Here is a 26,050-nt window from a genome sequence, read left to right as displayed (position 1 = left end):
TGGACTGGGTTCTGGTTCACCCACTGGCTTGGAGTTAACTAGCCCCAATCCCGGCAAGATTGTTAGCGAGGCTTCCGGTTCATGTCAAGGGAAGAATAGTTGCCATGATTCAACTATGGCCCCACCCGACGCCAAACACAGTAGGGGCAATCGTTTTCCCCCACTGCACCAAATTTCATGTACTGTCCCGGCAAAACATTTTCAAATTTAATCGTTTTGGTGTCACCTTCTTTGGTGCATTCGGCTATGACCACAGTGGTGGTACTAGAGTTCACTTGACAGTCGATGGTGGTAACTTCCCCGGTACCGGCAACGCTCATCTGTAACTGGTTCCCGGCAATTTTGAGGGAGACCATGCCAAACATAAAGTTGAGCAGTCCGGACAGCGCTTCGATGTCTTCCTCTGGTTTGTATTCAGGGCTTTGCCGGTAGTCTGCCATGGTTTTTTCGTAATCGAATTTCCAGGTGCCCTGAAAAGCTTGCAATCCATTGCCCAACGTTGCCCCAAGACCACCACTAAGAGGGCTACTAGGACTACTGTTACCTGCTTTGGGGGCCATGGTGGGGGGCAAACTTTCCCAACAGCGGGAATCGTACTGGGCTAGTTCTCCCATCTCGGCGCAATCTAAGGCGATCGCCGGGGAGGCCATGGCCAGGGTTCCGACCACAACACTAACAATGGCAGAGGCCAGTGCAGTGCAGGAAAATCGGCCGACAGAGAAAAAATACTGTTTGGGCATGGGGACAAAGGGGAAAGCTGAAACAATGGCTAGGGCGAGAAGGGCCAACGGACTAGAAATGGCGATCGGGAGCCGGAACGGTATGATGATGCCCATGGCTCCTGCCTATGACCTAAACAATCTCCACCCACTTTATGGATGGCTTATTCGCACCAATTCCGAGTAATCCTTTAATCGACTTCACCATTCTATTATTGGTGACCCTGATTCTGCCGCCAATTTTTGAGCGTCTCAAGTTACCAGGATTGGTGGGACTTTTGTTCGCTGGCATTGTGCTGGGCAAAAGTGGTCTAGGAATATTAGATCAGGATTCGGAAAGCATCAAGCTCTTTACCGACATTGGCAAAATTTATCTGATGTTTGTGGCGGGATTGGAAATTGATATGGTGGACTTCCGCCGCACCCGCAACCGTTCTTTGCTCTATGGTTGCCTCACCTTTGCCATTCCTTTACTGACGGGGTTGGCCGTGGGTCAACTTTTTGGCTATTCCCTGAATGCTTCTGTGTTGATGGGGTCCCTATTTGCTTCCCATACCCTGTTGGGCTACCCCATTGTGCAGCGGTTGGGCATTGTGCGAAATCAGGCAGTGATGGTCACCATCGGGGCCACCATTTTCACTGATATTGCCGCTCTGTTAGTTTTGGCCATCTGTATTTCCATCCACAGTGGTAGTTTTTCCCCGGCGGGTTTGGTGGTGCAGTTGGTGGCGATCGCCGGCTACAGTGCCTTGGTGTTAGTCGGCTTTGATTGGGCAGGGAAGGAATATTTTCGTCGTACCGGGGATGAGCAGAGTAATCAATTTCTCTTCGTACTGTTGGCGGTGTTCCTTGCTTCCGTGGGCTCGGAATTGATCAATGTGGATAAAATTGTTGGAGCCTTCCTGGCCGGGCTGGCGGTGAACGATGTGTTGGGCAAAGGGCCAGTCAAGGAAAAAGTCGAGTTTTTAGGAACTACCCTATTCATTCCCTTTTTCTTTATTGGCATTGGGCTGTTGTTGGATTTACCGGCCTTTATGGTCACCCTCACCACCTTGTTTCCCCTGGTGGTGGCCATTGTGGGCGGGTTGATCATCTCCAAGGGGGTGGCGGCTATCCTGGCCCAACTGAAATTGGGCTATACCTGGGCCGAGGGTCTAACCATGTGGTCCCTTTCCATTCCCCAGGTGGCGGCCACATTGGCGGCGGCGGTGGCCGGTTATCAAGCCATTAATGCCTCTGGCGATCGCCTGGTGTCGGAAACGGTATTGAACACCATCATTGTGCTGATGCTGATCACGTCCATCATTGGCCCCCTGATGACAGCCAAGTTTGCCACCAAAATTCCGCCCCCCAATAGTCTCTCTAACCTCGAAGATGACTCGGCCTTACCGGGGGAAAATGGCGAAATTACCCTGGTGCCCCCCAAAGCTTCCACCTTTACGGTTCTAGTGCCCACCCAGAATCCCCAAACCCTGAGCTATTTGTTGGAAATGGGAGCCCTGATCGCCCGCCATGAAAGTGGCGTGGTAATTCCCTTGGCGATCGCCAAAGCACCAGTGCACATGGATGACCCGGGGCTGAATAGAAGGCTGACCCGAAACGAACTGTTATTGCAACAGGCCACAGAACTGGCCACCACCCTGAAAGTAGATGCCCACCCAGCCCTGCGCATTGATGACGATGTGGCCCGGGCCATTAGCCACACAGCGAGGGAAAAAAATGCCGATCTGATCATCATGGGTTGGAGTCAGCAGTCCCTTGGTTTACGAGCTAAATTGTTTGGCAGCACCATCGATAGTGTGTTTTGGTCGGCCCATTGTCCGGTGGCGGTGATGCGACTTCTGTCCGACCCCCATTCTTTCCATCGCATTCTTTTCCCCATTAAAAATCTCACTCCCCAAACCTTGGAACTATTCCAGTTCACCCAGCGCTTGGCGGAAACCAATGGAGCCATTGTCACCCTGCTCCATGTTTGTCCCCACAACACATCCCCACAACAGGTGCAAGCATTTAAAACGGAAATGGAACGGTTTTTAGACCAGTGCCAGGCCACAGCAGAATATCCCATTAAAGTTATTTGCCATGACGATGCCGCTAAGGTACTAGTCCGGGTTTCCCACACCTTTGACCTGGTTGTGCTCCGTTCTTTCCGAAGGCGATCGGTGGGGGGAGTGGCCCTGGGGGAAGTCACCGATAAAATTTTGCGGGAAATTACCAGTTCCTTCGTTTTGTTTGGTGATCCCTACGCTTAAATTTTTACTGGGGTAACCATCGGGGGTGAAAGTTATTCTCAAAAACTGCCAGAGTCATATATCTACGTAAAATCTTCCTAGCAAAAAGGCAAGATTTTATTTCGGCTCCGGCAGGGGCGGCTTCGGTTTCCTCAGACCATCGGGGGGATAGCAAGCTTCTCCAGCATCAAACAGCTCTTGGAGTTTCTGCACATTATTAGGATGTTCAAAGACCGGGCCACGGATGCCGTAGAAGTCCTTAACGCCCACAAACCTGCCCGTAATGTCGTGGGGAAAGCCCCAAAGACTGCTTTGCAACAGTACCGCCTGATCCTCTGGTAGGGCCAAGGGTTCATTGCCATGGTCAATACGATTAATGCCCTGAAAACGCTCTAGGGTGCCATAGCCTGGTGACCAGACATTATAAAAGCCTCGCACATCCTCCTTGCCGGGGGTTTCATTCCGGAAGAAGTGTACGGAACCCTTGGGAGAAAATAAAATTTCACCCTGTTTTTGCACAAGGGATCCCATTTTGATGGGAGCAAGATTGATACCCGGGACTTGACCGGCTTTGATGGTTTGCTGTTTCTCTTGGGCACTGTAGAGTCGAATTTGAGAATTTTCTGTCGAGAAAAACCATTCGTCGTTGTCAAGATGGAAATGAGGCGGCGGCCCTGCATTGGGTGGCAAGATGGTTTCCGACATCTCGTATAGTCCGCAGGTATCAGGAATTGTCCGCAAGAACACCACAATATCTTTGCCAGGGGTTTGGATAGCCTCGGGATTTTTCAAGAATCGGGGCATGGTCAACTTCAAACCGGTGTCAGGGAAATCATAGGTAATTCTCTCTGTCATGCCCCGACGATTCGTTTCGGAAAATGTATAGTCTCCATCCCCCATGGGGATATAAAGACTGCCCTTAGGATTATTGGCCAAACTCGGTACGAGGGTCGCCACCACAATAGCGAGGGTGGTAGCGGCTCCCACGAGCCAAGCCCAGGGAATACCCCGCCAACACTTTAGTCTTTGCAGTAATAAGTTCATTAACCCGATCCTTAGGTACACTCGACGATTTTCACATATCTTGGCAGAGACCGGCCAAGCCAGACCCCTGCACGGGCCAATGGTAGAATGGAGGCTGCTTTGAGCCCTGTTATCTGGTTCCCTTGGGAGGAATTGGAGCGCAACTCAAACCTTTCAAACTGCCTTGGAGTAATTGCATGACTGACTCGCCCGATCGCCTGATTGCGACTGACCTCAGAAACGAAATGTCGCGCTCATACCTGGAATATGCCATGAGTGTGATTGTCGGGCGGGCGTTACCCGATGCACGGGATGGACTCAAGCCAGTCCATAGACGCATTCTCTATGCCATGTATGAGTTGGGACTCACCCCCGATCGCCCCTTCCGGAAATGTGCTCGGGTCGTGGGGGAAGTGCTGGGAAAATACCACCCCCACGGGGATACAGCGGTGTATGACGCCCTGGTGCGTATGGCGCAGGAATTTTCCATGCGGGAACCGTTAATCGACGGCCATGGCAACTTTGGCTCCGTTGACAATGACCCCGCCGCCGCCATGCGGTACACCGAATCTAGACTTAGGCCCCTTTCCACCAATGCCCTCCTGCGGGACATTGAAGCCGAAACCGTAGATTTCATTGATAACTTTGACGGTTCCCAACAGGAACCAGTGGTACTCCCCGCCCGCATTCCCCAACTTTTGATCAATGGTTCCTCCGGCATTGCCGTGGGCATGGCCACCAATATTCCTCCCCATAACCTAGGGGAAGTCATCGACGCGGCGATCGCCGTGGTGCAAAACCCTGACATCAGCGAACAGGAACTGATGCAAATCATTCCCGGTCCTGACTTTCCCACTGGGGCCCAAATCCTCGGGCGATCGGGCATTCGGGAAGCCTATCTCACCGGGCGAGGCTCCATTACCATGCGGGGGGTTGCCAGCATTGAGACCATGGAACATCCGGGCCGTCCAGACCGGGATGCCATTATCATCACCGAGTTGCCATACCAGACCAATAAGGCATCTTTAATTGAACGTATTGCCGACCTAGTTAACGACAAAAAAATTGATGGCATTGCCGACATTCGGGACGAGAGCGACCGGGACGGCATGAGAATTGTCATCGAACTGAAACGGGATGCCTACGCCAGGGTGGTGCTCAATAATCTCTATAAGCAGACCCCCATCCAGAGCAACTTTGGCGCTAACTTGCTGGCCCTGGTGGACGGAGAACCCCAGGTTTTAACCATCAAAAAATTCCTGACGGTATTCCTCGACTTCCGCGTGGAAACCATCACCCGCCGCACCCGCTACGAACTGCGTAAAGCAGAGGAAAGGGACCATCTTCTGCAGGGTTTACTCATTGCTCTGGATAATCTCGATGCAGTCATTCGCCTCATCCGGGCCGCCGCCGACACCGCCAGTGCCAAAACTGAATTGGTGGAAGGCTTTGCCTTGTCGGAAGTGCAGGCCGATGCCATTTTGCAAATGCAATTACGACGTCTAACCGCCCTAGAAGCGGATAAGATCACCGCTGAGCACGAAGAATTGCAAACTAAAATTGCGGACCTCCAGGACATCCTCGCCCGCCGGGAACGGGTCAACGCCATCATTGAAGAAGAATTGGAGCAAATTAAGGCCATCCACGCCACCCCGCGCCGCACCGTTATTGTCCAAGAGGACGGGGAACTGATCGACACGGATTTAATTGCCAATGACCAAGCCTTAATTTTATTGACGGAACAGGGCTACATCAAACGAATGCCCGCCAACACCTTTGGCACCCAAAACCGGGCCACCAGAGGTAAAGCCGCGGCCAAAATTAAGGAAGACGACGGAGTGGAGCATTTCCTTTCCTGTTGCGACCACGACAAAGTGCTGTTCTTTAGCGATCGGGGGGTAGTTTACAGCCTCAATGCCTACCAAATTCCCATCGCTTCCCGCACCGCCCGGGGAGTCCCCATTGTGCAAATGTTGCCCATCCCCAAGGATGAAAAAATTACGTCCCTGGTTTCCGTCTCAGAATTTGATGACGATACCTATTTCATCATGCTGACCAAGCAGGGCTACATCAAAAAAACGGCCCTGTCCGCCTTCAGTAATATCCGCTCCAATGGTCTGATCGCCATCTCCTTGGTGGAAGGGGACCAGTTGCGCTGGGTACGCTTAGCCAAGGCAGAAGATAGCATTATCATTGGTTCCCAAAAGGGTATGGCCATCCACTTCAAAGCGGATCAGGACGAACTGCGGGCCCTGGGTCGGGCCACCAGGGGAGTTAAATCCATGCGCCTCCGCTCGGGGGATGCCCTCATTAGCATGGATATTTTGCCCAGCCAAGTGGTGGCCAACATTGGCATTGGGGGTGACGATGAAGCGGACGAGGATTTGGGCCCCGATAGCGATGCCATTTTGGAGGAAAGCGAAAATCCTGGCCCTTGGTTGCTGGGGGTAACCATGAAGGGGTTTGGCAAACGGGTGCCGGTGGGTCAGTTCCGCTTGCAACACCGGGCGGGCTTGGGAGTAAAAGCCATCCGCTTCAAATCCAAGGATGATCAGCTAGTGGCTCTCCATGTGGTCAACTTCGACGACGAATTGATGATCGTCACCAACCGGGGCATTATTATCCGCCAATCGGTCAATGATATTTCGCCCCAGTCCCGCAGTGCCACCGGAGTACGGGTACAACGATTAGATGCCGACGATGCGATCGCCGCTGTGGCCCTGGTGCCCCCTTCCGGGGAAGATGAGTTGGCCGAAACCTCAGAAAGCGAAGAGAGTTAATGGTCTCCCAACCTACTGCAACCATTACCCTGGCCGTTGTGGGCGATATCCATGACCAATGGGAATTGGCAGACCACCAAGCCCTCCAGTCCATCGCTGTAGATTTAGTGCTATTTGTGGGGGATTTTGGTAACGAATCATTGCCAGTGGTCAGCTTAATTGCTTCCTTACCCATACCCAAGGCCACGGTATTTGGTAACCACGATGCTTGGTTCACCGCCTCCGATTGGGGCCGCAAAAAGTGCCCCTACGATCGCCAAATGGAAGACCGGGTGAAAGCTCAGCAGGAACTACTGGGAGTCGCAGATGTTAGCTATGGCCGCCGGGATTTTCAGCAATTTGGCCTCTCAGTGGTGGGGGGCAGGCCCTTTACCTGGGGGGGCAATGAATGGAAAAATAAACAGTTTTTGCGGGAACGGTATGGCATGGAAAGCTTTACCCAGTCCCAAACCCAGATTGCCGCAACGGCCCTGGCTAGCCCCCATGAAACGTTAATTTTTTTGGCCCATAATGGTCCCAGCGGCTTAGGAAATCAGGCAGAATCCATCTGTGGTCGGGATTGGAACCCCTTGGGGGGCGATTTTGGCGATCCCGATTTGGCTTGGGCGATCGCCTCTGTGCGCGAACAGGGTAAACGGGTACCGTTGGTGACCTTCGGACATATGCACCATCGCCTTAGACATCGTCAGGATCGTCTGCGGGAGAGGGTTTGTGTGGATCATCAAGGAACGGTATATCTCAATGCGGCCTGTGTGCCCCGCATCCAAACGGAAAAAGACGGTTTGCCCCCTGCCCGTAATTTTTCCCTGGTGACTTTGGTTAATGGTGCTGTGGAAAAAATTGCCCTGGTTTGGTTACGGAGTAACGGAGAAATTATCAGCCAGGAAACCCTTTGAATTAGTGCCCATTAACTCGCCCAGGCTTGGTTTTTCTGGTTGTGCAGGAATTCTAGGGAGCAAGAATGGTTCAAAACTACGTCCCCCCAAGTTATTTTCGCCGCCAGTGTGATCTACCCTGGTTTTACCTATTTTCCATCAACGGAGGGAATAGGGTTTTTCTAAACCATGACTTACCATCAGGGTTTGATTACCCATAATTTCCTCTGCCCCACCATCGGCCACGATCTGCCCTTGATCAATGACTATCACCCGGTCACAGACTTCCAGAACAAACTCCAGATCATGGGAGGAAATGAGCAACGTTTCCTGGAACTGTCCCAAAAAGTTAATCAATTGACGGCGGGCCCTGATATCCAAGCTGGCCGTGGGTTCGTCGCAGAAGAAAATTTTCGGGGCCATGGCCAACAAACCGGCGATCGCCACCATTTGCTTTTCCCCTCCCGACAGGTGATGGGGCAACCGTTCTAGCAAAGCAGTAACTCCTGTTAACTGGGCCGCCTGGGTCACCCGTTGGGCCACTGTTTCCGCGGACAGGCCCATATTTTGCGGACCAAAGGCAATATCATCCCACACAGAAGTGGCAAATAATTGGTCGGTGGGATTTTGAAACAATAACCCCACTTCCGGTAAAAATTTCCCCGGTTGTAGGGGACTGCCCCATAGCTCAATGGTGCCGGCGCTGGGTTTGAGCAGTCCACAGAGTAGTAAAAATAAGGTGGTCTTGCCGCAACCGTTATGGCCAATGATCCCCAACCGCTCCCCCGGGGCAACCTGCAACGATAGACTGTCCAACACTGGTGCCTGGCCACCATAGGCAAAGCATAGTTCCCGCACTGTGATTGCTTTGGGTTCTGGGGATAGAATCGTTTCCTCCTCTCTACCCTGGTCCAGACCCCGCACATTGGTTAAAGTCACAGGCTCACCTCCGCCACCACAAAACCGACGGCGATCGCCAATACAGTCACCGTTAGGCCCCAACCCCTTGAGCATTGCTCTGTTGTGGTGACTGTGCCCCCCAGGGAAGTTGTTTGGCCGTAACCCCGTAGGACCATGGCTTGGTAAACCCGTTGAGACTGTTCATAGCTACGGAGCAAAAGATTCCCCAACAACATCGCCCAGTGGGCTACCGATCGCCGTTTTGCCGGCCGTTGTCCCAATCCTCGTAATTGCATTGCTTGCTTCATGGTGCCGAGAGTATAGCCAATGTCGTATAGGTAACGGTAGGCCAACAGGGCCATATCCGCCATCAAAGGAGGTAAACCCAAACGACGTAAACATCTGACCATAGTTAGAAAAGGGGTGGTGCCAAAGATAATAAAACCCAGGGTAAGAATGGAGAAAAATCGCCCGGCAATGAGCACCATGGCCGTTAACCCCTCCCCACGAACACTGATCCATCCCCACTGCCCCAGCACCGTTTCCCCACTGGTAAAAGGCAGTAAAATAACCACCGCCAAGATGAATAACCCAGGATAACTGCAGCGTTGGCGCAGAAAACTTAGGGGTAAAGCGGATAATCGATAGAGCAACGCGGTCACAGTCACCATGGGAATAACTAACCAAACCCGTTGCACCATGGCCAAGGCAAACATTAACGCCATGAGGCTGACTAGTTTTTGCCGGGGTTCCCAACGATGCATTGGCGATCGCCCAGGTACATAGGTTTCTAAACCAATCAAGCCCACGGCCTAACCCTCCAATAATTCCGGTTTGACCCGTTGTAAAAATAAAACCACCATGGCAGTGAATATACCTTCCAGCAGTATTAGGGGTAAATGTCCCAGGGCCACCACCAGAATGGCCCGGTGTTCAGCGGCGGCATCTAAGCCGGTCGGTAAACTGGTCAAAGTCAGGCTAATGAAAATTAGCACAGTTAAGGCTAAACCCCCACTGCCCCCCAAAAAAGCACAAATACCAGTGGGCCAGGGCTCCGGTAGAAATTTTTCGAGGCCATAGCGTAGTTGAAAAATATAATAAGCCGCCAACGCCGGTAACCCCATTAACACCCCATTAATACCCAAAGTGGTCAGTCCCCCGTGGCCCACCATCAACGCTTGGAAAAAGAGACCAATCAAAATAGCCGGCAGGGCAAAATAGCCCAGTATTACCCCCAACAAACCATTGAGTACGAGATGGACACTGACTGGGGGCAGGGGAATATAAAGGGAGGACGCAACAAAAAAAGCTGCCGTCAGTAACGAAGCTTTGGGGATGTTTTCTAAGGTATTCCCTTGATGGTTAATTTGCCTTAAACAATACCAGGTGGCCAGCCCCGTTACCGCATAACCCCCTGCCACTATCTGGGGAGGCAATAGACCATCGGGAATGTGCATCTAGGTTCTACCTTTGCTGTGGCTTTGACTTTTACTGCTAAAAAATAGGGCTGTGCCCACAAATCCCCAAATGACTGCTCCGATGGTAATGCCCCGTTGCATGGGGGATAGGGCGGCGGCGTTGGGAACGGAGGCTACGGTGATCTCCGGGGTCATTTGGTCGGAGTTGGATTCCTCGGAACCTGAATCCATTGTGCCATCATTGGCTGTTTTCGCCTGCCAAGGTATGGTGACCATAGCCCCATGGCCCCCTTGCCGCACAGCAACTTCCCAGTTACCAGGGCGATCGCCTGGAGGGGTGAAGGTAAATTTACCCTGTTCGTCGGTGACCCCCGTTAACCAAGGTTGGGAGGAACTGTCTGGAGCATAGACCAACACCTGGGCTTCCGTCATGGGTTCTCCGGAGTCGTATTGGGCTGCCACGGCGATCGCCGCCACGGAATGATGTTCTACTTTAACTCCGTGGGCGAGGACAGGGGCCGTATGGCTAAGTATGCCTCCCGCTAAAAAAAACAAGACTAAACTAGATTTCATCGGATTTACTGGTTGACGGAAGTGGTGGTGTTAAATTCTCGGGTTTGTCGGCAATGGCCTTCCCCCACATGGCCAAGGTTGGCCAAAACTTGCAAAAAGGTTTGATAATCTGCCTCCCCTAATTGGGCTTGCAAATCCTCGCTGTTGATTTCAATGCCCTTTTCCTGGGCCAGGGCCGCTAGGGGGGCAAAACCGAAAGCACTAAGGTTAATGTCGCTGTCGGCGGGTTCTTTCCCTTCCCCAAATAAATGATCTAAGTGAAAGGTTGCTTCCAAATCGGCCTTACCCCCGGCAGTTAAAATGCCTTTGCGTTCATCTCCGACAAAATCACCACAAATAAAGCCCAATTGCTCTTTCACCCCTAATCTGAACGGAATTGTCCGACCATTTTTAGTTGCCGTTCCCTCCAGTAAAATTGAGTAACCTTGGGTTGGGCCTGCTGCGGCCAGGGGCATTTGCCAAGATAAAGCGTTAAATTTTCCCGCCGGAGCCGGGGTTTCCCCCACTAAAACAGTTTCAGCGTCTTTTCCTGCCGCTGCTAAATCCACTACGGTGGACCCTGGTATGGCGATCGCCACGGCCGTATCTGGCAATGGAGCATCAGTGCTGGCATCAAAGGCCGGCTCGATCTGGTAAGCATTAATTTCCGCCAGGGAAACATAAACGTGACTAAAGTCCAGAAACCAGCCATCCTTAGTGGTCAGACCTTCCCGGGCCCGTTCTTCTCCGTTGGCCCGCACTATTAAAGTGCCCTGGTTCACTGGGGGAGAGGCTTTCAGTTCTGGGGAGGAAAGGGTTTCACCACCACAGCCAGATAGCAATACCAGTAGCAGTGATGCCAAAGACCACCCCCTTGTAAATGGCGATCGCATAGTTTTCCCTGGGAGGCACAAACAACGCTTCTGATGTGTTCTTCCCATAGTCAAAGGTGGAAAAATTTACCTGACACTGGAGAGATTGGAAGCACAATTCCTACTTAACCTTGCCTGCTCAAAAAGTACAATACCCTCTGGGGGCAAGGGGCATCCAGTTTCCCCCTTGTTTCTTGACAGTAGGGCAGGGCATAGGTAAGCCCAAAATTTGGTTTAATAGCGGCACTAATGGGGAAGCTCCCAGATCCTTATTGTCCCTGGCCCTAACCGGGAAGTATGGATCATAAACTCTATCTCTGGGGACAAATTTTGTGGACGGGGAGGAAACTACTTTTTTTCCAGGTTGGTTACCCTTTTGTTCGGACTTAATTCATACATTTTTGTTAACTTCAGTAACAATAGATACCGTTATGGAAATCTCCTAGGGTTTTATGTTATGTTGAGTGTAAATCTAAATGTAAGTTTTTCACTGCCTTTCGGAGGGTAGAAGTAATGAATAATCGTAAACGTGTTTTGACTCAAACGGCGATCGCCCACAAAGAAACCCTGCGTCAAAACCTCCAGCACCGACTAGAGCGGGCTCGGGCCGCCGGCAATCAGTCCCTTGTCAGTCAACTGGAAGCAGAAGCCGCTTACCTCCATCTGTAGGTTGGATTGGTGGGGTTTTGAGTGCCCCAAAGACGCCAAGAACATAGTTGACTAATGGTTGACAAAGTTTGCAAGAAATTTCTAGAGTTGATGGCGATTTATCCCCGGGATAGGTCGCCTTTTTGCTGGGATTTGCACCATTAACAGCCTGTAAACAGAAATATTGTTTGAACCTTAACTGCCCCATGCTTGTCCGGAAATTTCCAGCATTAGACTTAAAGTGAGTTCGAGTCACCACTGGAAGTTTCTAATCAAAGAAAAGCTGCCAAAAGTTTTCCTCCCTGGGGGGTTTCTGTTGAGATTTCCTTGACCCAGGTCAACTCCAACCGAAATGGGCACTCCTTGTCCCTAGCATAAATAATCACTCGAACTTTTCGGGGCAGACCTTCTGGGAAAAATCGTCCCAACGTTTCAGCAACTCAGCTTCGGTGTTTTTTTCACTAGTATCCAAGAGTTGCAGGGGAAACAGATGAAATTGCCGATGGCGATTAAAAGCATCCATTGCCGCTTGACTTGCTTGTGCGCGAGCCACCTCCAGGGTAGCTTGACTGCTGCAAATAGTTTCCGCATAGATATTTATGGCCAGTGTCTGATTGAAGTTGTCAGGAAATTCGAGGGGCTGGAAAAATGCAAGCAACATCACACTAGGTTATCTCCCAGGCAGAATAACTTTAGACAAGTCCAAGCTTAAACCAAAACTTTGTGTTAATTATCTTAAAATATTAGATAAGAAAATTTGGGTAACAGATATAATTACCTAATGATTAAGCATTGAGGTCTAAATCATGAAGGTATTACATTTGGTGCTGATGGCAACTTTCTCTGTGGTTTATGCAACCCTTGCTGTGGCAAGTCCCATTACCTACTATGGTCAGAAAGGGGAATATACCGTCGACTACGAAGCAGGAACCTATCGAGGCTGTGTTTATGGGACAGGCTGTATTAAATTAGGTCCCAGCCGTAAAGCAGGCATTTCGACTTGGAAAAATGGAGATTATACCTACTCAATTAATGACAACACAGTGGAAGTTTATCTAAAAGGTAAATTAATTTTTAAAGATACATTTAATTAAAATTAATCTCTCCACTCCCCTTCCTTCCAAACAGTTTCAATGTTTTGAGAATGAGAATGTCAATTCATTCTTTAGAATCAGAATTGGTAACCAAATTACCTAGTGGTTCGCCATGGGATTAGGTTTCGCTAACCTAAAGATAATTTGCCAATGCGTCCGTAGTTAAATGCCCGGTTTTTTCCCAAGAGAATGCCCCGGCCCTGGCTAAGCCCTGTTGCTGTAACTGCTGACGCAAACTGTCATCCTTCCACACCTGCTCCATGGCTTGGTAAATTTCCCCAACATTAAAAGGGTCAACCAGTAGGGCGGCATCCCCTGCCACTTCCGGTAGAGAGGAGACGGAGGAAGTAATTACCACCGTGCCACAGGCCATGGCTTCCAGCACCGGAAAACCAAATCCTTCCCAGAGAGAAGGAAATACCAGGGCGATCGCCTGGCGATAAAGTTGCCGCAGTTGGTCGTAGCTGACGTAGTCCAAACAATGCACCAATGGACCAATGCCTAATTGCTCTGCCAAGGTCATTAATTTGGGGGTGTAACGACGATCGGTGGGGCCTGCCAAAATTAACTCAACATCTCGGTTGTTGGTAGTTTGGATAAACCGGGCAAAGGCTTCGATCAGCCTGGCCACATTTTTATGGGGGTCGTGCCGGCCTACAAAGAGAAAGTAGGGCTTTTCCCTAGGGGGGAAATTATCTTCCCCTAGCTGAAAATGCTCCCGGTCATATCCCAAGGCGATCGGGGTAATTTTACTGGCAGGAATTTGGAAATAATCCACCACATCATCGGCCGTGGCTTGGGAGTTGCAAAGAATATGTTCCGCTTGTCCCAACACCAAGGGCAGATAAAACTTGCAATAGCTGGTTAGGGGAGATTTCCAATGGGGAAACCGGAGGGGAATTAGGTCGTGTACCATCACCACTGTGCGGCAACCGGACCAAAGGGGAGCTTCCGGAATCGGAGAGAAAAGTAAGGAAGCCTTTAACTGTTGGCAAAGTTTTGGTAGCTGAAACTGGGTCCAGACTAGACGATTAAAATGGCCCCGACTGCCCTGGGCCGGGGTGAGATTATTCGGCACGGTTTGGCAAGCAAAATTAGCCACCATGCGAGAGGTTAGTAAGGTTGGGTTGAGGGATTTAAGATGGGGAAAAACGTTGCTGGCATAGACGCTCAACCCCGTCGGTTGGGCCAGCAAAAAGGAAAGATTAATTAGTAAGTGGGAATCGGCCATGGCAACAATGCTGACCTACTTTTTGCCGGGAATGGGACCCCGTCGTCCTTGGCCGTAGCTAGATTCCTGGAGAAACTTTTGGAAGTGTTGCACGTAGGGATGGGCTGCCGATCGCCCTAATTCTTCCAAAGCTTGTTGGTAGGGGGTCTCAGAACGATAAATCAAGCGAAAGGCCTGTTTGAGGGCACTCAGATCCTCCGCCGACATGCCAGACCGTTGCAAACCGATGAGATTCAAAGAACGTACCCGGGAAGGATTACCCTCCACAATGGTAAAAGGTGGCACATCCCGTTCAATGCGACTCATGCCCCCCACCATGGCCAACCGGCCAATATGGACAAATTGGTGGACTCCCAAAACGCCACTGATTCTCGCCTGGGACTCAATATAGATGTGCCCCGCCAAAGCCACTGAGTTGGCAATGATTACTTCATTTTCAATGACGCAATTGTGGGCCACATGGGCATAGGCCATCAACAAATTGCGATCGCCAATGCGGGTCACTGCCCCCTCTTCCGTCGCCCGGTTAATGGTGACGTATTCCCGAATTTGGTTATTGTTGCCAATTTTGACCCAGCTTTCTCCCCCCTTATACTTCAAATCCTGGGGTTCACAACCAATGACTGCACCGGGGAAAATACGATTTCCTGTACCAATTTCTGTAGGACCTTCCACCACCACATGGGGGCCGATCACAGTGTTAGCCCCGATGGTAACTTTTTCCCCGATGACACTAAAAGCCCCCACCTGGACTGTGGCATGTAACTGGGCTTGGGGATGGATAATGGCCGTTGGATGGATAGATGGGGACAAGGTCGCTTCTCCCAAGCGGTTATCAGTCAACATTAATCTCTCGGAATGGGGGATAATCGGAGCAGGGACGAGGGCAAATAACTTCCCCATAGATTAGCAGGCATTGTACCCCCTGGAGTGACCCCCAGGAGCTTGATCTTCTCTGCAACTCTGATTACAATCCAGTGGTTTGGTGATGGTGTCAATTTCGTCTTGGTGTTAACCCGTATGCTTAGCTCTATCGGTTCTAACGGCTCTAAACATAATCTTAAGAAGTATCTTAAACAACTCCGCCGTCCCTTTGCTCCCATTGGCTGTGGTCTGTTGATGGCCAGCGGTATGGTTTTTGCTCCGATCGCCGCCGTGGCTGGGGACTGGAACCAGTTTGATGTTTGTGTGAGCGAACTGAAGCGGAATGGAGTCAGCGATGATGCGGCCGCCTCCGGGTGTGCCCAGGCGATTATTCCCAAGGAAATGTCCCAATGTGTCAACATGATCAGCCGTAACACCAATATCACCGGCATTGTGGCTTTGCAATCCTGTTTCCAAGTACGTCGCCCGGTGGATTTGGGGAACTGTGTGGTGGACATTGACCGGGGGGTAGTGGGGCGAAACCGCTCTCCAGAGGGGGAAGATGTGACCATGGCTGCCCTCAATAGCTGTCGCCAAAGTTTACTGCCTGGCCGTCATTCGGAATGTGTGCTGGCCCTGAGTCGGGAAGTTTCCGATTTCACACCCCAAAAAGCGATGAATACCTGCCTAGCGGCGGAGGATTTCCCCCGGGATCTTTTCCCTGCCTACAGTGAAACCCAACCAAATTAGGACGGCCTAGGCTGATTTTTGATTATACTTCTTGTGAAAAGCTATTTTTCTGGGGGAGCTTTTAACAAAAATTGGAGTAATTTTGGAGAAACTCTAAATGTAGTTTTCTCAAGCCGGCTAATAACATCAGGTAAATTGACAATATCCTGTCGATTTGCCTCCTGTAAGACCCCCAATAAGCCAGTTATTTTCAAACCACGACTTAGGACAACTTTGCGGCCCAGAGCATCATCTATAATTAGCAAGTCAGCCTGTTCTGCTTCTGCCAAAACGATGGCTGTTTGCTCGCCCAAGTCTAAAGTTTTCAAATGAAGATTCGTACAGTCTTCTATTTTCCTAATCTCTAGCCATGGTGGTGGCTTTGAGATCCATTTTTGCACTATCTCGGGTGAGTTCGGATGGGACAATTCCCGTTGAATAACTGTAGTGATTAAAACTCTTTAGTAGAGTCTTTGTAGTATTTGTATTTCATCAATCAAAATAAGGTAACAAATAACAGAAGTGTCTGAAATAACAATCACGCTTTAAGTTTTCCCTGTTGCCGTAACTCCTGATGTGTTTGCTCATCTGCGGCTAGATCTAGTTGATCGTAGGCCAAATTAAGCCCCTTGTTTTTCAACCAATTATCAACTTCTAAGCGAGTAGAAAATCCTAGTAACTCCCTCAGTTTACCTACACTAATAGAGCCGTCTTTGTAGGCTTCAATTAAAGTAATTTCCATTAATTTTTTTCTATATTGCCCCATTTAATTTGTAGTGGGTTGGCTAGCTCATCGGGCAACGCAATTTGTATTTGCATATTTTTTTGATCTATTTTTTGAAGAAAAACAAACGTAAGGAAGATTTTGGTAAACAACCCCCATTCTTGTCCAAGGGTTAAGAGAACGAGCTAGGGGAAAATTGCCGGAGATTAGCCGGATAATTAACCACGGCCCCGATGACCACGATCGCCGGGGCTTGAAAATTTTCTGCCTCAATCTGGGCCAAAATAGTGGCAAAAGTACCCACCAATTCCTGTTGTTCTGGACAGGTTCCCCAGCGGATCAGCGCAATGGGAGTATCTTCTGGCAACCCCGCCAACTGTAACTGGGGCAAAATAGTGGCCAAACTATACACCCCCATATAAATCACAATAGTCTCCGATCCCCTGGCGATCGCCGCCCAATTCACCTCTGGCCGATATTTGCCTGCCGCTTCGTGGCCAGTGACAAAGGTAACGGAAGAGCTATAACTCCGATGGGTGAGGGGAATGTGAGCATAGGCTGGTGCTGCAATGCCTGCCGTAATGCCCGGCACCACCTCCACTTCAATACCAGCCCGTACTAAATCTTCCATTTCTTCTCCTCCCCGGCCAAAAATAAACGGATCTCCCCCTTTGAGGCGTACCACCACCGCATATTTTCGGGCCAATTGCTCCAACAACGCCGTCGTTTCCTGTTGCAATTTTGTATGTCTGCCCCTTCTTTTACCAGCATTAACTAACTCTGCCTGGGGATTAACCATGGCCAAAATAGCCGGACTTACCAAAGCGTCATAAACCACCGCCTCAGCATTTTCCAACAAAGCCTTGCCCTTAATGGTCATTAATCCGGGATCCCCAGGGCCGGCACCAACTAAATACACCTTTCCCATCAGTCCGTTGTGCAAATCTAGAACCACCTTTTCGATAATTTTGTTAGTTTTGAATGGCAATTATTAATTAACTAAAGTCTCTATTTTGACCTCCGGTAAAGCCCCCTGCATTTTGCCAAACCAATCGATCAGATTATCCATTTGTTTAGCCGGTGGCAATACCCCCAGTCCCCGCACCACCACTTTTTTCGTACTGTAAACAAAGCGGGATTGGAGATGGCTGGGCAAATTTTCTGCTAACAACTTCCAAGCCGGTTCTTCCATGGGGGTTTCCAGAACAAGATTTTGTTTGCCCTCCACCTTAATGCGGGAAAAGCCCAAAGACTTAGCTAAATGCTTGAGCTTTACCACTTTAAATAATTCTTCCACTGGACTCGGTAGTGTACCATACCGATCGCCCCAATCCAGGGCAACTTTGGGTAACTCATCGGTGGATTCAATGCTGGTAATGGTGCGGTAGGCGGCCATTTTTTCTTCCAAATCGGGAATGTAATCGCTGGGGATGAAGGCCGTCAGGGACAAGTCGATTTGGGTGTCCTCCACTTTGGGAATTTCCTGCCCTTGAATTTCCCGGATGGCATCCTGCAACATTTCCATGTAAAACTCATAGCCGATCGCCTCAATTTGTCCGGATTGTTCTGCCCCCAACAAATTACCTACACCCCGAATTTCCATATCTCTAGTGGCCAGTTGATAACCGGAGCCAAGTTGGCTAAATTCCTGGAGTGCCCGCAGTCTTAACCTAGCTTTTTCTGTTAGCTGTTTTTGATTAGGATAGAGTAACCAAGCATGGGCCTGAATGCCCGATCGCCCCACCCGTCCCCTCAATTGATAGAGTTGGGCCAAGCCAAATTTTTGGGCATCTTCGACAATAATTGTGTTTACCCTGGGAATATCCAAACCAGCCTCGATAATGGTAGTACACACTAGAATATCCGCCTCTCCATCATTGAAGGCCAACATGGTACTTTCCAGTTCCGACTCTTCCATTTGACCGTGGCCAATGGCAATGCGAGCACTGGGCACCATCTGGCGCAATTGTCCTCCCAACTCTTCGATGCCTTCAATGCGGGGCACCACATAAAAAACCTGGCCGCCGCGGTCTAGTTCGTTGCGGATGGCGGTGCGAATTACTTCGGGGTTATAGGGGGATAAATGGGTTTTAATGGGACGGCGGGAAGGAGGCGGAGTGGTAATTAAGCTCATTTCCCGGATGCCAGAAAGGGACATATACAGGGTGCGGGGAATGGGAGTGGCAGTGAGGGTTAAGACATCCACTTCCGTTTTTAAGGTCTTAATTTTTTCCTTTTGGTTAACGCCAAATCGCTGTTCTTCGTCAATGACTAGTAAGCCCAAATCTTTGAATTTCACCGATTGGCCCAATACCTGTTGGGTACCTACCACAATATCCAGTTCACCACTTTTTAACTTAGCTAAAATTTCTTTTTTCTCGGAAGCTGTACGAAACCGATTTAACAACCCAATGGTGATGGGATAGGGGGCAAATCTTTCTTTTAGGGTGTGATAATGCTGTTGGGTTAACACCGTGGTGGGAGCCAATAAAGCCACCTGTTTATTGCCAGTGGTCACGGCCTTAAAAATAGCCCGCACTGCCACCTCCGTTTTACCAAAGCCCACATCGCCACACACTAATCGATCCATCGGGCGATCGCCTTCCAGGTCCCGTTTCACATCCTGCACTGCCTTGAGCTGATCGGGGGTGGGTTGGTAGGGAAAAGAATCCTCCAATTCCTGTTGCCAGGGACTATCCGGGGGGTAAGCATAACCCATTTGTTTTGCTCGTTTGGCATAGAGATTGAGCAAATCCACTGCCAACTTTTTGACCGCTTTACGGACTTTATTTTTGGTGGCTTCCCAAACTTTCCCCCCCATTTTATGCAGTTCTGGTGGTCTAGTGCCCGTATGGCGAAAACGGGATAAACTGTCCAAACTGTCCGCAGGTACCCGTAAAATACCGTCGGCGTATTGGATCATCAAATATTCCCGATTGGCCAAGGCATCCAACTTTAAAAATTTACCAATGCCATGGCTTTTATGGACGACATAATCTCCGGGGGAGAGTTTATTAATATCAACTTGTTTAGAGGTGGCCCGCCGTCGTTTCCGGACATATTCCGGTGTGGCTAAAGCGTGTTGCCCAAATAGTTCCCGGTCTGTAACTAGCACCACCCGAAATGTGGGCAGAATAAAACCCTCCAGTTCCGCCATGCCCGCATATTTTAAAGTCACCGCTGTCCGTTGGATGTGGCTTTTTTCAATGGCAGGGTAATCCCTGGGATTGGCAATGAACTGCACCGCACAGTCATGTTCTTGCAAGAGGGAAACGGTGCGACTGGGTTGGGCTGAAATCAACCAAGTGCTGTATTGTCCCAAGGTCAAACCACTATAAATTTCCCGTTTACCCCGTAAAATTTCCGCTAACTTGGCAAATTGGTGGGGCATGGTGGGGATGGGCCGGGCCGAAATGTCCAAACTATCCGTATTAACTTCGTGGATTTCCGACAGGGAGATATAGGTAAAACTTTCCTTCAGGCGATCGCCAAGGGCCGAAAAATCCCGATGTAATTGGGGCAAATCCGGCAACTGCAAAGCTGACCAATCCTGGGCCACCGCATCAAACCACCGTTCACTATGGGCCGCACATTGCTCCGGTTCATCCAGCACACAAACCGTTTCCGTCGGCAAATAGTCCAATAAACAAGCAGGCTCAGCAAAGGCCAAACCCAAAAATCGCTGTAAGCCTTCCTTGCCGAACAATGCCTCAGTTTCCGCATCTTCTCCCCAAGCAGAGAGATCAATGGCCTGGGCATTTAAGGCCGGTTCAATTACCTGGTCAAAACTGGTGGGGGTTAGCACCAAACCAGTCAAGTCATCCAAGGAACGCTGGCTCGAAGGATCAAACTCCCGAATTTTTTCCAACTCATCGCCAAACCATTCCAGCCGCACTGGTAGCTCCGCCGACACCGGAAAAATATCAACAATGTCCCCCCGCCGACTCCATTGTCCCTCCGTTTCTACGGTGCTCCCCCGTTCGTAGCCCAATCTAGCCAGGGTTAACTCCAGACTTTTGCTATCCATCTCCTGACCCCGCCGTAGGGTCAAGCAGTACTGCCGCAGGGTTGCCACCGGGGGTAAATGGGGCTGCAGGGCCTTTTCCGTGGCAATGATCGCCTTGCCCTTAACCTGATGGCCCTGGATCAATTCCGCCAACACCTGCATTTGTCCCCAGACCATTTCCGACTCCAGCCGCCCAGTGTCATAGGGGGAAGCTTCCGAAGTGGGGTAGAAGTTAACGGTTTGCCAACCCATCAGTTCTAACTGTGCTGTCCACCGTCCGGCCTCTTCCAACGTGGCAGTGATGACCAAAAGATTTTTCTCTAAGGACTGGGCCAAACTGGAAACAATCAACCCCTTGGGTAAGCGGGGTAGCCCACTGAGTTGTACATGGCCCCGCTTTTGTAATTTTTCCCGCAGGTCTTTGCTCAGAGGTAGGGTTTGCAGATGGCGCAGAATGGAGGAAAAGGTCATTGGGTTCAGAGCAGAGGAGATATTAACAAATCTTAGCCTGTTCCCCAGCCCAGCAGAATTTTTGTCCCTATTCCACCATTCCCCTGGTGAAGAACAGCCCCAACCATGCCCCCGGCTCATAGGCCATGGTTAATAATCAATCCCAAAGAAAGTCGGCCCCGAGGCTTGGCTCCCAGGAAAACCTTTCCCTTGCTTCAGTTGTCAAAAACAAGGACGACCAAAACCCCCCACCCCAACTGCCAGCGGACTTCAGGATCGGAAGAAGGGAATCGGGGAAATTCTGTCATTAATGGAAATTAGCTATCTTTGTCCTGGCGGAGAAAGACCCGATACACTCCGTAGAGAATCACGAGCAAAATGGCCAAAGTGACCAGGGAAGCCACAAACCTCAGCACCTGGGTCAAAATCGAAAAGGCAACAAACAAAACGGCGATCGCCACAGCCCCCTTGGCGGGGAGGGGCAACTTATCAAACCATTGCTGGAACTGCAACCAATATTTGCGGGCCGCATCGGTGATGCCATCGTTCCCCGTATCGTAGGAATCCACCACCTCTACTTTGGGGGTTTTAACTTCCTGGTCTTGATAATCTGATGGGGTCATAGACGAATTTTCCTGACAAGATCGCTACCAAGGCAACCACTGGGGCCATTGGCCAAGGATCATAGCACAACTGCCTGCCCTCCTTGGTAAGGACACGGGTTAGGGCCTTGGGGGGAAAGTCAATAATTACAGTGACCCACAATGCAATCCCTTGGTCAATCACCAAACCCAGCCAACAGGGGATTTGTTTCTGGTGCCGATGCTATGTTGTTTTTTTCGTCTGCCCCCAGAATCCACTCCACTACCCATGGTGGGTTGACTGCCAACTCCCTCGACTCCTTACCAAGACTGGCTAACTATGCCGTCACTAGAGGGAAGTTTCCTTGACGGGACTTTTTTGCCAACAGGATTCCAGCAAAGAGATCTGATACATCGACCAAAAATGGGTCAACCGCCATGTTGCCTTTGACTCGCGACTGAAAATGGGTTGATTCAAATAACAAAACCAGAAACGAGATACTTGTCTGAGCTTCCAGAACATGGTCGGTTTCCTCCCAAAACATTGAGTTGATATGTTCACAAAAGATTTGATCTGCTGTCGATCACCCACCACTATCCAAATTGTCCCACTGCTTTTTGGAAACGGAACAAATTCTTTACACCTTGTAATGCAAGCTTTTACAGACCTTAATAAACTTTATTTATCTCTCCAATAAGATTTTCTGGGGTCTACTCCCCAATTTACGTGGTAGCTTGTGGGAGCTTGTAACGAAAATCTTGTCCGCCTTTTCGTACTATGTGCGGATGAGTGGGACCGCCGAAGACTCAGTAACTTATTTGCTGAAGTTTTCACCACTACCCTCTGATTCAATCGGGGTTTGCAGTCCTTGACCTTTACCTCTAAGTCTATGAAAGGAATTAATGTTTGTCGCTCGATCGCCGGTGTTATTGGCACAGCGAGTTTGACAACCCTGGTTTGGGGTAACTGCCCTTCTGGATTGTTGGCCTTAAACACCATCATCGAAGCGGATGCTCCGACAGCCGTTTCAGAGAATAATTCTTCTCTAGCTCCCTTAGAATCCTCCGTTACCGCCGCTTCTTCCAATCCGGTATCCACTTTCCAAGACACCGAACTGATTTCTTTAGTTCCCCACCAAGGCCCGGAAAATCGTTTAGCTGTTACTCTGCGGGTGAACCAAATTCCCGTGGTCACCTTTTTGGGCACTGCCGCCGAGTTGACCGCCCTGGGCAATGACCAAGCCACTGACACCATGGAACGGGCCCAAACCGTTGCCCGTCGCCTCGATGAACTGAGCGGGGCTAAGTCCTTTGACCCAAGCACAATCAAAGTGGATCTAGATGCCACGACCAAGCAACTGGTGGTTAAATCCGCCGACGAAATTCTCCTGACCATCAACAAAAATACTGTTTTACCGGAAAAACCCCTCTCCGCCCCGGAAACTGCCCTACAAACTGCTAACCGTCTCCGTCGTTTGTTGGGGGGAGCGGAACCTATTGTCGCTTTACCGGCGGCTCTGCAGGTGGCTCGGGTGAATGCCTTTGATGCTGCCACAACGATTAAAAGAATTAAGGGAGGCATTGCTTCCTGGTACGGCCCTGGATTCCATGGGCGACGCACCGCTAATGGTGAACGTTTTAACCAAAATGCCCTTACGGCGGCCCATCGGACTTTGCCCTTTGGCACTAGGGTGAAGGTGACTAATCTCCGCAACGGCCAGTCTGTGGTGGTGCGCATCAATGACCGGGGGCCCTTCACCGGGGGACGGGTAATTGATCTTTCCGCTGGGGCGGCCAGGGCGATCGGTATCCATAGCAGTGGCGTGGGTAATGTGGCCCTGGACATTGTGCAGTAATAATTAAAAATTCATAATTCTGGGCTATGCCATTGCTCCCAAGCATACTGGACTGTTTGTTTTCCTCTGGAAGTTTGGGGGCACAATCAACCCTGGCATAGTCCATGGTCAATGTTTAGACTCATTAACTCCTACCGATCTACTTTGCCCATGGCGATCGGGGGATTTTTGCTTTGGTGATTGATGGAAGAATCTCTTACTCCATCCCTTGCAGCCGTTATCGGGAAAATGTCGGTGAATACCATTGCCCTCGCCATGGCTTTGTAACAAAACTATACATACAATGGGGGGATGGCCATGCCTGCTCCATTACCACCCCACCAATGCAGATTGAATCGAAAACCAATTCTAATATCCGTTCCGGGTTAACCCTGATTGCGCCTTTTTTCCTGTGGGGAACGGCCATGGTGGCGATGAAGGGGGTTTTGGCAGATACTACGCCCTTTTTTGTGGCAACGGTGCGCCTGATACCAGCGGGGATCTTGGTCTTGCTCTGGGCCATGGTACAAAAACGTTCCCAACCCCAGGATTGGCAGGGCTGGGGCTGGATTATTTTATTTGCCCTGGTGGATGGCACCCTTTTCCAAGGATTTTTAGCCCAGGGGTTGGAGCGCACAGGGGCGGGCTTAGGTTCCGTGATTATTGATTCCCAACCGATCGCCGTGGCGTTACTATCCAGTTGGTTATTTAAGGAAGTAATCGGCGGTTTGGGCTGGCTGGGGCTGCTACTGGGGGTAGGGGGTATCAGCTTGATTGGCCTGCCGGATGAATGGTTCTATCAGCTTTGGCATCTGCAAAGTTTGACCATCGATTGGAGTGGGCCTGCGTTGGTGGAAAGTGGCGAGTTATGGATGTTGCTGGCCTCCCTGTCCATGGCGGTGGGCACAGTGCTGATACCCTTTGTCAGCCGTCGGGTGGATCCGGTGGTGGCCACGGGTTGGCATATGATCATCGGCGGTTTACCCCTATTGGCGATCGCCTTGGTGGAAGATCCCCAACCTTGGCGCAATATTGACCTGTGGGGTTGGGGCAATCTGGCCTATGCGACAGTATTTGGCAGTGCCATTGCCTACGGGATCTTTTTCTACCTTGCTTCCCGGGGTAATTTGACCAGCTTGAGTTCCCTGACTTTTTTAACGCCCATTTTTGCCCTCAGCTTTGGTAACTTGATTTTGGGGGAACAACTTAGTGCTCTGCAATGGTTGGGAGTCGCCTTTACGTTGGTGAGTATTTATTTAATTAACCAGCGGGAACAGTTGAAGATACAACTGCGGGCCATGTGGGGTTTGGTTCGTAAACCCGTAGTGAACGATTAATTTGGCATAATTGGGCACTGTTTCATCTACTTCTGCCTGAAACCCCAGCCATTTATTTGTTGTTCAATTCAAAATCCCCAGGAACTTTGCCCTATGGCCATGGAGGTAAAAATTTGCGGTTTACGCCATCCCGCCCAAGCCCAGGCGATCGCCGCTTTGGGATTCACCACCCTAGGATTTATTTGTGTGGAAGCTTCCCCCCGTTACGTCAGCCCCAAGGAAATTGCCCTGGTTCTGCAAAGCTTAACTGCCCATGACGAGCTATCGGCGATCGGGGTGTTTGCCAATGCCTCCCTACCTAAACTAGGGGAATTTCTAGGCCAAACCAACCTCAACGGCATCCAACTCCACGGCGATGAAACCCCCGAGTTTTGCCGCCAAGTTAAACAAGCATTTCCCCAACATCGATTGATCAAAGCCCTCCGGTTAAGGCGATCGGAAGATTTGGCACGGGCGGAAGCCTATTATGATGCAGTGGACATTCTCTTACTCGATGCCTACCATCCAGAACAACTGGGGGGAACTGGGCAAACCCTTCCTTGGCAAAAGCTACAGCAATTCAGACCGCCCCTACCCTGGTGGTTAGCGGGGGGATTGACTCCTATCAATGTTCAAGACGCTTTAGGATTACTGCAACCTGACGGTATTGACCTGTCCAGTGGGGTAGAAAAGGCCCCAGCGGATAAGGATTTAGCCAAAGTAACCCAGTTACGGACTCAGCTAGATGCTCTGCCAACTTTTTGAAAAAACCTAGGCTTTTTTCGCTTTACTGCCATGGGTAGGACAGGGGGGCGCACTCAAACTGCGGTCCAACCAACCTTCTGCCTGTTGCACATGGGTCAACGCTTCCTTGGGGTTATTTTTGAGCAGATACACCAATGCCGCTGCTAATTCCTGGCCAGCCTGGGCTTGGCGGTTACCCTTCAAACGATGCCAATCCTGGGGGGCGATCGCCAATCTTTCTGCCAGCGCCTGGGCCAATTCTAGGGCGGAAAGTTCGGGGTGACTCACAAGGGAAGAGGTTTGGGAAGCAAAGGGAATCATGGTTGCAAACTGCTGGGAAAATTACGAACACCAAACCACGGATGGCTGGTTAACTGCCTTGATTATGACCTTTTTTGTCGGGAGCCTGTTGGAAATTGTCCCAGCTCTCCTGCCCCTGAAAACTAAAGTGCCCGGCC

General features: G+C 50.4%; 26 protein-coding genes. 9 read left to right on the top strand and 17 right to left on the bottom strand.

The window, feature by feature from the left end; all coding sequences use genetic code 11:
- Positions 1-113: 113 nt before the first annotated feature.
- A complete protein-coding gene (locus tag H6G45_RS01105) occupies positions 114-836 on the bottom strand; it encodes a hypothetical protein (protein WP_242017990.1) in 723 nt (240 codons plus the stop codon).
- 38 nt (positions 837-874) lie between these two features.
- On the opposite strand from H6G45_RS01105, the gene H6G45_RS01100 reads away from it, so the two are divergent.
- A complete protein-coding gene (locus tag H6G45_RS01100; protein ID WP_190595776.1) occupies positions 875-2,971 on the top strand; it encodes a cation:proton antiporter in 2,097 nt (698 codons plus the stop codon).
- A gap of 96 nt (positions 2,972-3,067) precedes the next feature.
- Here the strand turns inward: H6G45_RS01100 and H6G45_RS01095 are convergent, their stop codons facing one another.
- The gene (locus H6G45_RS01095; protein ID WP_190595774.1) at positions 3,068-3,994 is read right to left on the bottom strand and encodes a hypothetical protein; all 927 of its coding nucleotides are present in this window, start codon (positions 3,992-3,994) and stop codon (positions 3,068-3,070) included.
- Between the two features lie 176 nt (positions 3,995-4,170).
- On the opposite strand from H6G45_RS01095, the gene gyrA reads away from it, so the two are divergent.
- Together gyrA and H6G45_RS01085 are read left to right on the top strand one after the other, a co-directional pair.
- Complete coding sequence (gyrA, locus tag H6G45_RS01090; RefSeq protein WP_190595772.1) at positions 4,171-6,753, top strand: DNA topoisomerase (ATP-hydrolyzing) subunit A; 2,583 nt, start codon at positions 4,171-4,173, stop codon at positions 6,751-6,753.
- Entirely contained in the window at positions 6,753-7,649 is an 897-nt protein-coding gene (locus tag H6G45_RS01085) for a TIGR04168 family protein (RefSeq protein ID WP_190595770.1), read from the top strand. The genes gyrA and H6G45_RS01085 overlap by 1 nt, the downstream gene beginning before the upstream one ends.
- Positions 7,650-7,787: 138 nt before the next feature.
- On the opposite strand, the gene H6G45_RS01080 is transcribed toward H6G45_RS01085, so the two are convergent.
- The 5 genes from H6G45_RS01080 to H6G45_RS01060 are packed head-to-tail and all read right to left on the bottom strand — an operon-like array spanning position 7,788 to position 11,391.
- The gene (locus H6G45_RS01080) at positions 7,788-8,642 is read right to left on the bottom strand and encodes an ABC transporter ATP-binding protein (RefSeq protein ID WP_190595769.1); all 855 of its coding nucleotides are present in this window, start codon (positions 8,640-8,642) and stop codon (positions 7,788-7,790) included.
- Positions 8,564-9,337 (bottom strand): cobalt ECF transporter T component CbiQ, encoded by a 774-nt coding sequence (gene cbiQ / locus H6G45_RS01075; RefSeq protein WP_190595767.1) that lies wholly within the window; start codon positions 9,335-9,337, stop codon positions 8,564-8,566. Before cbiQ ends, H6G45_RS01080 begins: the two co-directional genes overlap by 79 nt.
- A 3-nt stretch (positions 9,338-9,340) precedes the next feature.
- Positions 9,341-9,985, bottom strand: a complete 645-nt coding sequence (gene cbiM / locus H6G45_RS01070; RefSeq protein WP_190595765.1) for a cobalt transporter CbiM — start codon at positions 9,983-9,985, stop codon at positions 9,341-9,343.
- The gene (locus H6G45_RS01065) at positions 9,986-10,519 is read right to left on the bottom strand and encodes a carboxypeptidase-like regulatory domain-containing protein (RefSeq protein WP_190595763.1); all 534 of its coding nucleotides are present in this window, start codon (positions 10,517-10,519) and stop codon (positions 9,986-9,988) included.
- Between the two features lie 5 nt (positions 10,520-10,524).
- Positions 10,525-11,391, bottom strand: coding sequence for a hypothetical protein (locus H6G45_RS01060; protein WP_190595762.1), 867 nt, complete (start codon positions 11,389-11,391; stop codon positions 10,525-10,527).
- 492 nt (positions 11,392-11,883) lie between these two features.
- Between H6G45_RS01060 and H6G45_RS01055 the strand changes: the two genes are divergently transcribed.
- Entirely contained in the window at positions 11,884-12,039 is a 156-nt protein-coding gene (locus tag H6G45_RS01055) for a hypothetical protein (protein ID WP_010873614.1), read from the top strand.
- 361 nt (positions 12,040-12,400) lie between these two features.
- Here the strand turns inward: H6G45_RS01055 and H6G45_RS01050 are convergent, their stop codons facing one another.
- The gene (locus H6G45_RS01050) at positions 12,401-12,679 is read right to left on the bottom strand and encodes a hypothetical protein (RefSeq protein WP_199309504.1); all 279 of its coding nucleotides are present in this window, start codon (positions 12,677-12,679) and stop codon (positions 12,401-12,403) included.
- A 169-nt stretch (positions 12,680-12,848) separates the two neighbouring features.
- Between H6G45_RS01050 and H6G45_RS01045 the strand changes: the two genes are divergently transcribed.
- Entirely contained in the window at positions 12,849-13,112 is a 264-nt protein-coding gene (locus H6G45_RS01045; protein WP_242017989.1) for a hypothetical protein, read from the top strand.
- Positions 13,113-13,245: 133 nt separating this feature from the next.
- Here the strand turns inward: H6G45_RS01045 and H6G45_RS01040 are convergent, their stop codons facing one another.
- Complete coding sequence (locus H6G45_RS01040; RefSeq protein ID WP_190595755.1) at positions 13,246-14,343, bottom strand: glycosyltransferase family 1 protein; 1,098 nt, start codon at positions 14,341-14,343, stop codon at positions 13,246-13,248.
- 15 nt (positions 14,344-14,358) lie between these two features.
- Positions 14,359-15,246 carry an acyl-ACP--UDP-N-acetylglucosamine O-acyltransferase gene (gene lpxA / locus H6G45_RS01035; RefSeq protein WP_199309503.1) on the bottom strand — a complete coding sequence of 296 codons (888 nt, stop codon included), beginning with the start codon at positions 15,244-15,246 and terminating at the stop codon, positions 14,359-14,361.
- A 117-nt stretch (positions 15,247-15,363) separates the two neighbouring features.
- Between lpxA and H6G45_RS01030 the strand changes: the two genes are divergently transcribed.
- The gene (locus tag H6G45_RS01030) at positions 15,364-15,957 is read left to right on the top strand and encodes a hypothetical protein (RefSeq protein WP_242017988.1); all 594 of its coding nucleotides are present in this window, start codon (positions 15,364-15,366) and stop codon (positions 15,955-15,957) included.
- Positions 15,958-15,998: 41 nt separating this feature from the next.
- Here the strand turns inward: H6G45_RS01030 and H6G45_RS01025 are convergent, their stop codons facing one another.
- The 5 genes from H6G45_RS01025 to H6G45_RS01005 form a co-directional block, all read right to left on the bottom strand.
- Complete coding sequence (locus tag H6G45_RS01025) at positions 15,999-16,265, bottom strand: hypothetical protein (RefSeq protein ID WP_206754984.1); 267 nt, start codon at positions 16,263-16,265, stop codon at positions 15,999-16,001.
- A 209-nt stretch (positions 16,266-16,474) separates the two neighbouring features.
- Positions 16,475-16,678, bottom strand: a complete 204-nt coding sequence (locus tag H6G45_RS01020; RefSeq protein ID WP_242017987.1) for a UPF0175 family protein — start codon at positions 16,676-16,678, stop codon at positions 16,475-16,477.
- 154 nt (positions 16,679-16,832) lie between these two features.
- Positions 16,833-17,615: a uroporphyrinogen-III C-methyltransferase gene (cobA, locus tag H6G45_RS01015; RefSeq protein WP_190596015.1), complete on the bottom strand. Its 783-nt coding sequence runs from the start codon at positions 17,613-17,615 to the stop codon at positions 16,833-16,835.
- Positions 17,616-17,651: 36 nt separating this feature from the next.
- Positions 17,652-21,137 (bottom strand): transcription-repair coupling factor, encoded by a 3,486-nt coding sequence (gene mfd / locus H6G45_RS01010; RefSeq protein ID WP_190595752.1) that lies wholly within the window; start codon positions 21,135-21,137, stop codon positions 17,652-17,654.
- A 296-nt stretch (positions 21,138-21,433) separates the two neighbouring features.
- Positions 21,434-21,739, bottom strand: a complete 306-nt coding sequence (locus H6G45_RS01005; RefSeq protein ID WP_190595750.1) for a hypothetical protein — start codon at positions 21,737-21,739, stop codon at positions 21,434-21,436.
- An 848-nt stretch (positions 21,740-22,587) separates the two neighbouring features.
- Between H6G45_RS01005 and H6G45_RS01000 the strand changes: the two genes are divergently transcribed.
- Positions 22,588-23,553 (top strand): septal ring lytic transglycosylase RlpA family protein, encoded by a 966-nt coding sequence (locus H6G45_RS01000; RefSeq protein WP_190595748.1) that lies wholly within the window; start codon positions 22,588-22,590, stop codon positions 23,551-23,553.
- Positions 23,554-23,684: 131 nt separating this feature from the next.
- Here H6G45_RS01000 and H6G45_RS19755 read toward each other — a convergent pair whose 3' ends face one another.
- Positions 23,685-23,810, bottom strand: coding sequence for a hypothetical protein (locus tag H6G45_RS19755; protein WP_277922696.1), 126 nt, complete (start codon positions 23,808-23,810; stop codon positions 23,685-23,687).
- A 66-nt stretch (positions 23,811-23,876) separates the two neighbouring features.
- On the opposite strand from H6G45_RS19755, the gene H6G45_RS00995 reads away from it, so the two are divergent.
- Together H6G45_RS00995 and H6G45_RS00990 are read left to right on the top strand one after the other, a co-directional pair.
- Positions 23,877-24,869 (top strand): DMT family transporter, encoded by a 993-nt coding sequence (locus H6G45_RS00995; RefSeq protein WP_190595746.1) that lies wholly within the window; start codon positions 23,877-23,879, stop codon positions 24,867-24,869.
- Positions 24,870-24,962: 93 nt separating this feature from the next.
- Positions 24,963-25,613, top strand: a complete 651-nt coding sequence (locus H6G45_RS00990; protein WP_190595744.1) for a phosphoribosylanthranilate isomerase — start codon at positions 24,963-24,965, stop codon at positions 25,611-25,613.
- Positions 25,614-25,619: 6 nt separating this feature from the next.
- Here H6G45_RS00990 and H6G45_RS00985 read toward each other — a convergent pair whose 3' ends face one another.
- On the bottom strand, positions 25,620-25,913 hold the full coding sequence (locus H6G45_RS00985; protein ID WP_190595742.1) for a DUF6439 family protein: 294 nt from the start codon (positions 25,911-25,913) through the stop codon (positions 25,620-25,622).
- Positions 25,914-26,050 lie beyond the last annotated feature (137 nt).

This window comes from Synechocystis sp. FACHB-383, assembly GCF_014698605.1.
GTDB lineage: Bacteria > Cyanobacteriota > Cyanobacteriia > Cyanobacteriales > Microcystaceae > Synechocystis > Synechocystis salina.
Note: the sequence above shows the minus strand (reverse complement) of the source record. Positions and strands in the feature narration are given on the sequence as shown.

Excerpts from the sequence above, each read along its gene's own strand:
- H6G45_RS01105 (WP_242017990.1), bottom strand. The coding sequence starts at position 836 with ATGGGCATCATCATACCGTTCCGGCTCCCGATCGCCATTTCTAGTCCG.
- H6G45_RS01100 (WP_190595776.1), top strand. The coding sequence starts at position 875 with ATGGATGGCTTATTCGCACCAATTCCGAGTAATCCTTTAATCGACTTC.
- H6G45_RS01095 (WP_190595774.1), bottom strand. The coding sequence starts at position 3,994 with ATGAACTTATTACTGCAAAGACTAAAGTGTTGGCGGGGTATTCCCTGG.
- gyrA (WP_190595772.1), top strand. The coding sequence starts at position 4,171 with ATGACTGACTCGCCCGATCGCCTGATTGCGACTGACCTCAGAAACGAA.
- H6G45_RS01085 (WP_190595770.1), top strand. The coding sequence starts at position 6,753 with ATGGTCTCCCAACCTACTGCAACCATTACCCTGGCCGTTGTGGGCGAT.
- H6G45_RS01080 (WP_190595769.1), bottom strand. The coding sequence starts at position 8,642 with ATGCTCAAGGGGTTGGGGCCTAACGGTGACTGTATTGGCGATCGCCGT.
- cbiM (WP_190595765.1), bottom strand. The coding sequence starts at position 9,985 with ATGCACATTCCCGATGGTCTATTGCCTCCCCAGATAGTGGCAGGGGGT.
- H6G45_RS01065 (WP_190595763.1), bottom strand. The coding sequence starts at position 10,519 with ATGAAATCTAGTTTAGTCTTGTTTTTTTTAGCGGGAGGCATACTTAGC.
- H6G45_RS01060 (WP_190595762.1), bottom strand. The coding sequence starts at position 11,391 with ATGCGATCGCCATTTACAAGGGGGTGGTCTTTGGCATCACTGCTACTG.
- H6G45_RS01055 (WP_010873614.1), top strand. The coding sequence starts at position 11,884 with ATGAATAATCGTAAACGTGTTTTGACTCAAACGGCGATCGCCCACAAA.
- H6G45_RS01050 (WP_199309504.1), bottom strand. The coding sequence starts at position 12,679 with ATGTTGCTTGCATTTTTCCAGCCCCTCGAATTTCCTGACAACTTCAAT.
- H6G45_RS01045 (WP_242017989.1), top strand. The coding sequence starts at position 12,849 with ATGGCAACTTTCTCTGTGGTTTATGCAACCCTTGCTGTGGCAAGTCCC.
- H6G45_RS01040 (WP_190595755.1), bottom strand. The coding sequence starts at position 14,343 with ATGGCCGATTCCCACTTACTAATTAATCTTTCCTTTTTGCTGGCCCAA.
- lpxA (WP_199309503.1), bottom strand. The coding sequence starts at position 15,246 with ATGGGGAAGTTATTTGCCCTCGTCCCTGCTCCGATTATCCCCCATTCC.
- H6G45_RS01030 (WP_242017988.1), top strand. The coding sequence starts at position 15,364 with ATGCTTAGCTCTATCGGTTCTAACGGCTCTAAACATAATCTTAAGAAG.
- H6G45_RS01020 (WP_242017987.1), bottom strand. The coding sequence starts at position 16,678 with ATGGAAATTACTTTAATTGAAGCCTACAAAGACGGCTCTATTAGTGTA.
- mfd (WP_190595752.1), bottom strand. The coding sequence starts at position 21,137 with ATGACCTTTTCCTCCATTCTGCGCCATCTGCAAACCCTACCTCTGAGC.
- H6G45_RS01005 (WP_190595750.1), bottom strand. The coding sequence starts at position 21,739 with ATGACCCCATCAGATTATCAAGACCAGGAAGTTAAAACCCCCAAAGTA.
- H6G45_RS01000 (WP_190595748.1), top strand. The coding sequence starts at position 22,588 with ATGAAAGGAATTAATGTTTGTCGCTCGATCGCCGGTGTTATTGGCACA.
- H6G45_RS19755 (WP_277922696.1), bottom strand. The coding sequence starts at position 23,810 with ATGGCGAGGGCAATGGTATTCACCGACATTTTCCCGATAACGGCTGCA.
- H6G45_RS00995 (WP_190595746.1), top strand. The coding sequence starts at position 23,877 with ATGCAGATTGAATCGAAAACCAATTCTAATATCCGTTCCGGGTTAACC.
- H6G45_RS00990 (WP_190595744.1), top strand. The coding sequence starts at position 24,963 with ATGGCCATGGAGGTAAAAATTTGCGGTTTACGCCATCCCGCCCAAGCC.
- H6G45_RS00985 (WP_190595742.1), bottom strand. The coding sequence starts at position 25,913 with ATGATTCCCTTTGCTTCCCAAACCTCTTCCCTTGTGAGTCACCCCGAA.